The organism is Salinisphaera sp. G21_0 (assembly GCF_017744115.1).
Lineage (GTDB): Bacteria > Pseudomonadota > Gammaproteobacteria > Pseudomonadales > Endozoicomonadaceae > Endozoicomonas.
Genome location: NZ_JAGHQW010000095.1, coordinates 1 through 11,076 on the forward strand (window position 1 = coordinate 1; position 11,076 = coordinate 11,076).

The window sequence follows — 11,076 nt, forward strand, 5'->3', positions numbered from 1 at the left end:
GGGTTTCTTGTGTATGTTTCGCCATAGCAGGTTCCGGTTTGCTTCTTCCGAAGCTTTCTTTTGGTCGACTCAATCATATCAAGTGATTGGGCGGAACCTGCTCTTATTTATGAAATATTCGGGCTAAAAGACCGTTAAATCGGGCTGAGCAAAGCCAGTTACTATATTTTCTGCAAACATTTACCGCAACACCACGTTGGAATTGGCGAAGTCTGACGACAACACTTCATTCATTTACTTCAGCGGGTGTATTTACCCCACATAGCCCCCCGGATAAGCGTGTTCAGCTCACTCAAACGGCCTTATTGTCCACTCTACTGGATGCGATAATATTCAAGTGCAACCAGAAACCTGACGTCAGGGATATAGATGCCCAGGGAATCGCTAACCTGCTGTGGGCCATGGCGAAACTGGTGGACAACGGGCAGGAGCGAACACCCGAGTTCAAAAAGGCCGTGGCCGCACTGTTGCCCCATGTAATCGCCCACAGAGATCAATTTAATACCCAGGGTACCGCCAACCTGCTGTGGGCCATGGGGAAACTGGTGGACAACAGATATGTGCGGACTCCAGAGATCAAGGCGACCGTGGCCGTGTTGTTGCCCATCGTGTACGCACAGAAAGTTAACTTCAATCCACAGGAAATCGCCAACCTGCTGTGGGCCATGGCCAAACTGATGGACAACGGGCAGAAGCGGTTACCAGAGTTCAACACGGCCGTGGCCGGTCTGTTGCCTCACTTGAACGTACACAAAGCGAACAAGCCAGATGAGATTGCCAACCTGTTATGGGCCATGGCGAAACTGGTGGATAACGACCAGAAGCCATCGCCAGGGCTCAAAGAGGCGGTAGTCGCGCTGTTCCCTCAAGTGAGCACACAGAAAGACCCATTTATTCCTCAGCATACCGCTAACCTGCTGTGGGCCATGGCCAAACTTCTGGACAACGGGAGGAGCAGACACCAGAATTCAACCGGGCCGTGGCCGCGCTGTTGTCCAGCGTGAAAGCACAGAAAGACCAATTTATTCCTCAGCATATCGCCAACCTGCTGTGGGCCATGGCAAAACTGGCAGACAACGGGCACGAACAGACACCAGAGTTCAACGGCACCCTCGCTGCGCTGTTGACCTGCGTGATCGTACAAAAAGCTAACTTCAAACCACAGGGGATCGCCAACCTGCTCTGGGCCATGGCGAAACTGGTGGACAACGGACAGGAGTGGACGCCAGAGTTCTACAAAGCTGTAGCCGCACTGTTACCCCAAGTGATCGCACAGAAAGCCAATTTTAAACCACAGGAAATCGCCAACCTGCTGTGGGCCATAGCAAAACTGGTGGACAACGGTCAGGAGCAGACAGCGCAGTTCAACGAAGCCGTGGCTGTGCTATTGCCCCTCGTGAACGCCATGAAAGCTGACTTTATCGCACAGGAAATCGCCAACCTGCTGTGGGCCACGGCGAAACCGGGTGAACTCCTTGAGCTGAATATGGTGACTTCTACGCTCGAAACTCTTGTCTACCGAATCAGTGAAAACCCTCAGCTCTCTCAGCAAGACATATTGATGTCTCTATGGGGAGTAATGGTATGGTGTGCCAGGTTGTCCCTGATCTCCAACGCCAATCAAAATAGCGAGATTGAAAAGTACATGGATGACCTGTTTACCCGTCTGGAAAATACCGCCCCAAACAATGAAGATGAACAATCCATCATTGCCCTGGCCGCAAGTTGGCTTGGGAGAACGTGTCCGATCGTCCCCCATTACCTGCGCACCATGTCACAACCTCAAGCCGAATTCCGCGATCAACTCCAATCATGCATGCCCTCTTTGAAGATTGAAGAAGAAAAGTGTCTGAACTCGCTGCCTCCGGTTGACCTGCTACTGCCAGATCACAACATTGTTATTGAAATTCAGGGACCGTTTCATTACGTGAGTGGTGATTTCAAAACCAGGAATGGTTCGACTCTGCTGAAAATCGCACTGCTGAAGAAAGCAGGATTTGAGGTCATTGAAATCCCTGCTAACACGGTTTGGGACCAGGATTCAATAAAACCATGTATTGATCAAATAAAGACCAGGGAAGGAGCTTCCAGACTTGAGTCCGTATCCACAGGTGATCCTTTGGCAGATTAAGCAAAATGAACTTCTGAACAGCACCGAAGTCTGCTTTTTATATTCTCATGAATTGATGAAATATAATTATGGATAAAAGCTCTGCTGGTATCAGTGGTCATTACGCAAGATCAGGTAATAGTCGCAACCAACAAGATGACCGTGCCGCTTCATCAAGGCGTGGACGATATAGACATGCCACAGTCAGGCAGTGGGATAATACTCAACGCACTACACCGGGGTGTAATCAATTTTACCGATCCACTGCCGTATGCCTTTCTCAACATCTACAGTGTCGTTCAGTAAACCTGGCCCAGGGTTTTTACGCCCTCATCAACCAGGAAATAATAGATAATCTGGTGCGTCAATCTGAACGTTTTGGTCATCGCTATGATGGGAGGTGTCATGGTCAATATGCCAGTTCAATTAAAAAATACACGTTAACTGCCAAAAGACCGTTAAATCGAGCAGAACAAAGCCAGCTGATACGTTTTCTGCAAAATTTTACCGTAAAGCGAAGCTGGAATTGGCGAAGCCTGACGACAACATTTCATTCATTGACTTCAGCAGGTATTTTTACCCCTCATAACCCCATGAATGAGTGTGTTAAGCGTACTCAAACTGCCTTATTGTCAACGCTTCTTGATGTATTAATATTCAAGTGCCATCAAAAACCTCAAGCCAGGGATATTGATGCCATCGGAATCACCAACCTGCTATGGGCCATCGCGAAACTGGTGGACAGCGGGCAGAAGCAGACACCAGAGCTCAAACAGGCCGTGGCCGCGCTGATGCCCCATCTGAGCGTACAGAAAGACCGATTTATTCCTCAGCATCTCGCCAACCTGCTGTGGGCCATGGCAAAACTGGTGGACAACGGTCAGGAGCAGACAGCAGAGATCAAAAAGGCCGTGGCCGCGCTGTTGCCCCACGTGAATGCACAGAAAGACCAGTTGAGTCCTCAGAATATCGCCAACCTGCTGTGGGCCGTGGCGAAACTGGTGGACAACGGTCAAGAGCAAAGACAAGCGCTCAAAGAGACCGTGGCCATGCTGTTGCCTCAAGTGAACGCAAAGAAAAGCCAATTTAATGCTCAGGGCATTGCCAACCTGCTGTGGGTCGTGGCGAAACTGGTGGACAACGGGCAGGAATGGACACCCGGATTGAACGCGGTCGTTAACGCGCTGTTGCCGCACGTGAACGTACAGAAAGACCAATTTAATGCTCAGCATATCGCCAACCTGCTGTGGGCCATGGCGAAACTGGTGGGCAACGGTCAAATAATGACGCCAGAGTTCAAAGAGGCCATGGCCGTGTTGTTGCCCCTCGTGAACGTACAGAAAGCCAACTTTAAACTACAGGGTATCACCAACCTGCTGTGGGCTATGGCGAAACTGACGGGCAACGGCCAGGAGCGGACACCCGAGCTCAACGAAGCAATGGCCGCGCTGTTGCCCCACGTGATCGCACGGAAAGCTGACTTTTTACCACAGGAAATCGCCAACCTGCTGTGGGCCATGGCGAAGGTTGTCAACGGCCCGGGGCAGATACCAATGCTCAACAAAGCCGTGGCCGCGCTGTTGCCCTACGTGAAAACACAGAAAGACCAACCTATTCCTCAGCAAATCGCCAACCTGCTGTGGGCTCTGGCGAAACTGGTGGATAGCGGGCAGGAGCAAACACCAGAGTTCAAAGAGGCCGTGGCCGCGCTGTTGCCCCACGTGATTACACAGAAAGCAGGCTTTAAACCACAGGAAATCGCCAACCTGCTGTGGGCCATGGCGAAACTGGTGGATAACGGGCAGGAGTGTACACCAGAGTTCTACGAGGCTGTGGCCGCGCTGTTGCCCCATGTGATCACACGGAAAGCTGACTTTATACCGCAGGAAATCGCCAACCAGCTGTGGGCCATGGCGAAACTGGTGGATAACAGTCAGGAGCAGACAGCTGAGCTCAACGAAGCCGTGGCTGCGCTGTTGCCCTACGTGAATGCACAGAAAACCAACTTTAAACCACAGGAAATCGCCAACCTGCTGTGGGCCACGGCGAAGCTGGGTGAGCTCGTTGAGCTGCCCCTGCTTACCTCCACGTGCAAATCACTTGTCTACCGAATCAGTGACAACCCCCGGCTCTCTCAACAAGATATATTCATGTCGCTCTGGGGCGTAATGGTATGCTGTGCCCGGTTGTCTCTGGCCTCCAACAATGAAAATAACGGACTTGAAAAGCACATGGATAACCTGTTTACTCGCCTGAAGAATACCTCCACAGACAATGAAGAGGATCAATCCATCATTGCCATGGCCGCCAGTTGGCTTGGGAGACCGTGTCCGTTCGTCCCCCATTACCAGACCATCAGGTCAAGACCTCAAACTGACTTCCGCAATCAACTCCAGTCATGCATTCCCTCTTTGAAGATTGAAGAAGAAAAGAGCCTGAACTCATTGCCTCCCGTTGACCTGCTACTACCAGATCACAACATTGTGATTGAAGTTCAGGGACTGTCCCATTACGTGCGCGGTGATTTAAAAACCAGGAAAGGTTCGACTCTGCTTAAAATCGCACTACTGCAAAAAGCAGGATTTGAGGTCGTTGAAATCCCGGCTAATACACTTTGTAACCGTTATTTAATGCAACTATGTATTGATAAAATAAAGACCAGGGTGGACCATTTCAGAAAAATGAACTTCTGCACAGAATAGCAGTCTGCTTTTTATATTTTCATGAATTGATGAAATATAAATATGCATAGAAGCTCAGCTGGAACCGTTGGTTTATACGCAAGACCAGATAATCATGCCAACCAACCGGATACCCATGATGCTTCTTCAAGTCGCGTGCAATATAGACAGGGCACAGTCGAATGGTGGGATAATCCACCCCGCACTACCCCAGGGCATAATGAAATTTATCATTTCTCTGGCGCATACCCTTCTCAAAATCTACTGTGCCGTTCAGTGATCCCCGCTCAGAATTTTAATGACCTTATCAAACAGGAAATAATGGCAGATCTGGTGAGTAAATCTAATCGTTTTGGTCATCGCTACGATGGGAGAAATCACGGGCAATATGCCAGTTCAATTAAAAAATACACGTCAGTTTCTAAAAGACCGTTAAATCGAACAGAACAAAGCCAGCTGATGCGTTTGCTGCAAAATTTCACAGCAACACGGGGCTGGAATTGGCTGAGCCTGACGACAACATTTCACTCATTGACTTCAGCGGGTGTTTTTACTCTTCATAAACCCATGGATGAGCGAGTTAAACTTGCCCAGGCTAACTTATTGTCAACGCTATTTGATTCAATAATATTTAACTGCAACCAAAAACCTCCAGCCAGGGATATTGATGCCCAGGGTGTCGCCAACCTGCTGTGGGCCATGGCAAAACTGATGGACAACGGGCAGGAACGGACACCAGAGTTCAACGAGGCCGTGGTCGCGCTGTTGCCCCACGTGAACGCACAGAAAGACCAATTTAAGGCCCAGGGCATTGCCAACCTGCTGTGGTCCATGGCCGAAACTGGTGGACAACGGGCTGGCCCGGACACCAGGGCTCAAAGAGGCTTTAGCCGCCCTGTTGCCCCTCGTGAGCGTACAGAAAAACCAATTTATTCCTCAGCATATCGCCAACTTACTGTGGGCCATGGCAAAACTGGTGGACAACGAGCAGAGGCTGACTCCAGAGTTCAAAGAGGTCTTGGTCGCGCTGTTGCCACAGGTAAATGCACAGAAAGCCAACTTTAAACGACAGGAAATCGCCAATCTGCTGTCGGTCATGGCAAAACTGGTTGACAGCGGGCTGGAGCAAACCCCGGAGTTCAAAGAGGCCCTGGCAGCGCTGTTGCCCCTCGTGAACGCACAGAAAGCTAACTTCAAACCGGAGGAAATCACCAACCTTCTGTGGGCCATGGCGAAACTGGTGGACAACAGCCAGGAAAGGACACCTCGTCTGAAAGAGGCCATAGCCGCGCTGTTGCCCTGCGTGCACGGACAGAAAGACCAATTTGTTCCACGGGGAGTCGCCAACTTGCTCTGGGCCATGGCGAAACTCATGGACAATAGCCAGCAGCAGACACCAGATTTCAACCAGGCCGTGGCTGCGCTGTTGCCCCACGTGAAAGTACAGAAAGCTGACTTTAAACCACAGGGAATCGCCAACCTGCTGTGGGCCATGGCGAAACTTTTGTACAACGGGATGGAGCTGACACCTGGGTTCAAAGAGGCCATGGCCGCACTGCTGCCCCAAGTGGACGCACAGAAAGGCCAGTTTATTCCTCAGCATATCGCCAACCTGCTCTGGGCCATGGCAAAACTGGTGAATAGCGGCCAGGAGCGGACAAAAGAGTTCAAAGAGGCCGTGGCCGCGCTGTTGCCCCGCGTGAACGCACAGAAAAACCAATTTAATGCCCAGGAAATTGCCAACCTGCTGTGGGCCATGGCGAAACTGGTGGACAATGGGCAGGAACGAACACCCGGGCTCAACGAGGCCGTGGCCTTACTGTTGCCACACGTAAACGTACACAAAGACCAATTTAATGCCCAGGAAATCGCCAACCTGCTGTGGGCCATGGCGAAACTGGTGGACAACAGGCAGGAGCGAACAGCAGCGTTCAAAGAGGCTGTGGCCGTGTTGTTGCCCCACGTAAACGTACAGAAAGACCAATTTATTCCTCAGGCTATCACCAGCCTCCTGTGGGCCATGGCGAAACTGGTAGACAATGGGCAGGAGCACACACCAGAGCTCAACGTGGCTGTGGTCGCGCTGTTGCCCCTCGTGAACGCACAAAAAGCGAACTTTAAACCACAGGAAATCGCTAACCTGCTCTGGGCCATGGCGAAACTGGGTGAACTCGTTGAGCTGAACGTGGTTACCTCTACATTCGAATCGCTTGTCTATCGAATCAGTACGAACCCTGAGCTTTCTCAGCCAGAGATATCGATGTCTCTCTGGGCCTTAATGGTATGCTGTGCCAGGTTGTTTCTGGACTCCAATACCAATAAAAATAACCTATTTGAAAAACATCTGGATGACCTGTTCATTCGTCTGGAAAATACATCGCCAGATAATGGAGATGATCAATCCATCATTACCATGGCTGCAAGTTGGCTTGGCAGAGCCTGTCCGGTCGTTCGCCATTACCACACAAACATTTCAAAAACCCAAGCCGACTTCCGCGATCAACTCCAATCATCTATTCCATCTTTGAAGATTGAAGAAGAAAAGAGTCTGAACTCATTACCTTCGGTTGACCTGCTTTTGCCAGATCACAATATTGTGATTGAAGTTCAGGGACCACATCATTACGTGGGTGGTGATTTCACAACCAGGAAGGGTTCGACTCTGCTGAAAATCGCACTGTGGCAAAAAGCAGGATTTGAGGTCATTGAAATCCCGACTAACCAGCTTTTGAAGAAAGCTTTAATGAAACCATACATTGATCAAATAAAGATCAGGATAGGCATCCCGCCACAGGAGCATGGCTCTGTATCACTTAAAAGAGGGTGGACAGACGCTGCAGACGTGACTGGTGAAGAACATTTAGCAGAGCAAACCAACCCGGCAAAGAGGAAGAAAACAAACAGTCAGTAATCGCCTTCCTCCCATCATGACCCAAGTAAACTTTGCCGCACAATGAACTTCTGGGCAGAACAGCAGTCTGCTTTTTATATTTTCATGAATTAATGAAATATAATTATGGATAGAAGCTATGCTGGTATCAGTGGTCAATACCCAAGATCAGATAACGGTTACAACCAACCGAATGGCCGTGTCCCTTCTTCAGGGCGTGGACGATACAGACATGCCACAGTCAGACAATGGAATCATCCCCCCCGCACTGCACCGGTTCGCAATCAATTTTACCATTCTTCTGGTACACGCTCTTCTCAACATCTACAGTGCCGTTCAGTCAACTCTGCTCAAGATTTTAATGCCCTCATCAAACCAGAAATAATGAATGATCTGGTGAGTCAATCGGAGCGTTTCGGTGATCGCTATAATGGGAGAAACCACGGGCAGTATGCCAGTTCAATTAAAAAATACACGTCAGCTGTTCAAAGACCGTTAAATCGAGCTGAACAAAGCCAGCTGATGCGTTTGCTGCAAAATTTTACCGTAACACGGAGCTGGAATTGGCGAAGCCTGACGACAACACTTCACTCATTTACTTCAGCGGGTGTTTTTACCCCACATAAACCCATGGATGAGCGTGTTCAGCTCACTCAAGCTGCCTTATTATCGACGTTACTGGATGCAATACTATTCAAGTGCAACCAAAAACCTGAAGCCAGTAATATTAGTGCTCAGGAAATCGCTAACCTGCTGTGGGCCATGGCGAAACTCGTGGACAGCTGGCAGGAACTAACACCAGGGCTCAACGAGGCCGTGGTCGCACTGTTGCCCCACGTGAACGCACAGAAAGACCAGTTTATTCCTCAGCATATTGCCAACCTGCTGTGGGCCATGGCGAAACTGGTGGACAAGGGGCTGGAGCGCACTGCAGAGCTCAAAGAGGCTGTGATCGTGTTGTTGCCCCAAGTAAACGTACAGAAAGACCAATTTATTCCTCAGGCTATCGCCAACCTGCTGTGGGCCATGGCGAAAATGTTAGACAACGGGCAGGAGCACACTCCAGGGCTCAAAGAGGCCGTAGCCGCGCTGTTGCCCCACGTGAACGTACAGAAAGACCAATTTAATGCCCAGGGTATCGCCAACCTGCTATGGGCCATGGCGAAACTGCTGGACAACGGGCTGGAGCGGACACCAGAATTCAACGAGGCCGTTGTCGCACTGTTGCCCCACGTGAACGCACAGAAAAACCAACTTAATGCCCAGGGCATTGCCAACCTGCTGTGGGCCATGGCGAAACTGGTGGATAGCGGCCAGAAGCGGACACCAGAGTTCAAAGAGGCCGTGGCCGCGCTGTTGCCTCGCGTGAACGCACAGAAAAACCAATTTAATGCCCAGGAAATCGCCAACCTGATGTGGGCCATGGCAAAACTGATGGACAACGGCCAGGAGCAGACATCAGAATTCAAAGAGGCCGTGGCGGCGTTGTTGCCCCACGTTAATGCACAAAAAGACCAATTTATTCCTCAGCATATCGCCAACCTGCTGTGGGCCATGGCAAAACTGGTGGACAAAGGGCAGGAGCGGACACCAGAACTGAACGAGGCCGTGGCGGTGCTGTTGCCCCACGTTAATGCACAAAAAGACCAATTTATTCCTCAGCATATCGCCAACCTGCTTTGGGCCATGGCAAAACTGGTGGACAAAGGGCAGGAGCGGACAACAGAACTGAACGAGGCCGTGGCGGTGCTGTTGCCCCACGTGAATGCACAGAAAGACCAATTTATTCACCAGCATATCGCCAACCTGCTGTGGGCCATGGCAAAACTGGTGGACAACAGGTACGAGCAGACACGGGAGTTCAACGAAGCGGTGGCTGCGCTGTTGACCTGCGTGAACACACAGAAAGACCAATTTAATGCCCAGAGTTTCACCAACCTGCTGTGGGCCATGGCGAAACTGGTGGACAACGGACAGGAGCAGACACCAGGACTCAACGAGGCTGTGGCCGCGTTGTTGCTCCACGTTAATGCACAGAAAGACCAATTTAATGCCCAGGATATTGCCAACCTGCTGTGGGCCACGGCCAAACTGGGTGAACTCGTTGAGCTGAACGTGGCTACCTCTACGTTCGAATCGCTCGTCTATCGAATCAGTGAGAAGCTTCAGTTTTCTCAGAAAGAGATATCGATGTCTCTCTGGGGAGTCATGGTATGCTGTGCCAGGTTGTCTCTAGACTCCAATGCCAATAAAAATAATGTGCTTGAGAAGCACATGGATGACCTGTTCACTCGCCTGGAAAATACCTCGCCAGATAATGAAGAGGATCAATCCATCATGATCATGGCCGCAAGTTGGCTTGGCAGAGCGTGTCCGGTCATCCGCCATTACCAGACAAACATTTCAAAAACCCAGGTCGACTTCCGCGATCAACTCAAATCATCTATTCCATTTTTGAAGATCGAAGAGGAAAAGAGTCTGAACTCATTACCTCCAGTTGACCTGCTACTGCCAGATCACAACATGGTGATTGAAGTTCAGGGTCCCTCTCATTATGTGGGTGGTGATTTCAAAACCAGGAATGGTTCGACTCTGCTGAAAATCGCACTGTTACAAAAAGCAGGATTTGAGGTCATTGAAATCCCGACTAACCAGCTTTTGAACAACGATTTAATGAAACCCTATATTGATCAAATAATGATCAGGGCAAGCATCCCGCCACAGGGTCATGACTCTGTTTCACTTAAAAGAGGGTGGACAGACGCTGCATACGTGACTGGTGAACAACATTTACAAGAGCAAACCAACCCGGCAAAGAGGAAGAAAACAAACAGCCAGTAATCGCCTTCCTTCCATCATGACTCAAGTAAACTTTTCTGCAAAATGAACTTCTGGGCAGAACGGAAGTCTGCTTTTTATATTTTCATGAATTAATGAAATATAATTATGGATAGAAGTTCTGCTGGTATCAGTGGTCAATACACAAGATCAGATAACGGTTACAACCAACCGAATGGCCATGCCCCTTCTTCAAGGCGTGGGCGATATAGACATGCTACAGTCAGACAGCGGGATAGTCACCCCCGCTCTACCACGAGATGTAACGAATTTCATCATTCTTCTGGCACACGCCCTTCTCAATATTTAATGCACCGTTCAGTAAACTCTGCACAAGATTTTAATGCCCTCATCAAACCAGAAATAATGGATGATCTGGTGAGTAAATCGAATCGTTTCGGTCAGCGCTATGATGGGAGAAATCACGGGCGGGTGCTCTCTCAATCTGATAATTGAATTATACGTCAATTAAAAACTTACCGGACATGTAATTAGACCAAAGCTGATCCCAGCGCCCTTTACTCTGGACCAGAGACCTTGTTGCCAATAGAACCTCA

General features: G+C 49.8%; 7 protein-coding genes. All 7 read left to right on the forward strand.

The features are described 5' to 3' along the window. The first annotated feature begins 305 nt into the window (after nucleotides 1-305). The 7 genes from J7439_RS24170 (at nucleotide 306) to J7439_RS24195 (ending at nucleotide 10,975) form a co-directional block, all read left to right on the forward strand. Nucleotides 306-1,004, forward strand: coding sequence for a hypothetical protein (locus J7439_RS24170; protein ID WP_209204615.1), 699 nt, complete (start codon nucleotides 306-308; stop codon nucleotides 1,002-1,004). Next, nucleotides 920-2,131, forward strand: a complete 1,212-nt coding sequence (locus tag J7439_RS27375) for an RAP domain-containing protein (RefSeq protein WP_209204616.1) — start codon at nucleotides 920-922, stop codon at nucleotides 2,129-2,131. The genes J7439_RS24170 and J7439_RS27375 overlap by 85 nt, the downstream gene beginning before the upstream one ends. A 68-nt stretch (nucleotides 2,132-2,199) precedes the next feature. Next, nucleotides 2,200-4,812: an RAP domain-containing protein gene (locus J7439_RS24180; RefSeq protein ID WP_209204617.1), complete on the forward strand. Its 2,613-nt coding sequence runs from the start codon at nucleotides 2,200-2,202 to the stop codon at nucleotides 4,810-4,812. Between the two features lie 42 nt (nucleotides 4,813-4,854). Beyond that, complete coding sequence (locus J7439_RS26775) at nucleotides 4,855-5,856, forward strand: hypothetical protein (protein ID WP_286198508.1); 1,002 nt, start codon at nucleotides 4,855-4,857, stop codon at nucleotides 5,854-5,856. A 1,348-nt stretch (nucleotides 5,857-7,204) separates the two neighbouring features. After that, nucleotides 7,205-7,702, forward strand: a complete 498-nt coding sequence (locus tag J7439_RS27380) for an RAP domain-containing protein (RefSeq protein WP_353623121.1) — start codon at nucleotides 7,205-7,207, stop codon at nucleotides 7,700-7,702. A 105-nt stretch (nucleotides 7,703-7,807) separates the two neighbouring features. Further along, on the forward strand, nucleotides 7,808-10,522 hold the full coding sequence (locus J7439_RS24190) for an RAP domain-containing protein (protein ID WP_209204619.1): 2,715 nt from the start codon (nucleotides 7,808-7,810) through the stop codon (nucleotides 10,520-10,522). 105 nt (nucleotides 10,523-10,627) lie between these two features. After that, nucleotides 10,628-10,975, forward strand: a complete 348-nt coding sequence (locus J7439_RS24195; RefSeq protein WP_209204620.1) for a hypothetical protein — start codon at nucleotides 10,628-10,630, stop codon at nucleotides 10,973-10,975. Nucleotides 10,976-11,076: the final 101 nt, after the last annotated feature.

Excerpts from the sequence above, each read along its gene's own strand:
- J7439_RS24190 (WP_209204619.1), top strand. The coding sequence starts at position 7,808 with ATGGATAGAAGCTATGCTGGTATCAGTGGTCAATACCCAAGATCAGAT.
- J7439_RS26775 (WP_286198508.1), top strand. The coding sequence starts at position 4,855 with ATGCATAGAAGCTCAGCTGGAACCGTTGGTTTATACGCAAGACCAGAT.
- J7439_RS27380 (WP_353623121.1), top strand. The coding sequence starts at position 7,205 with ATGGCTGCAAGTTGGCTTGGCAGAGCCTGTCCGGTCGTTCGCCATTAC.
- J7439_RS24180 (WP_209204617.1), top strand. The coding sequence starts at position 2,200 with ATGGATAAAAGCTCTGCTGGTATCAGTGGTCATTACGCAAGATCAGGT.
- J7439_RS24195 (WP_209204620.1), top strand. The coding sequence starts at position 10,628 with ATGGATAGAAGTTCTGCTGGTATCAGTGGTCAATACACAAGATCAGAT.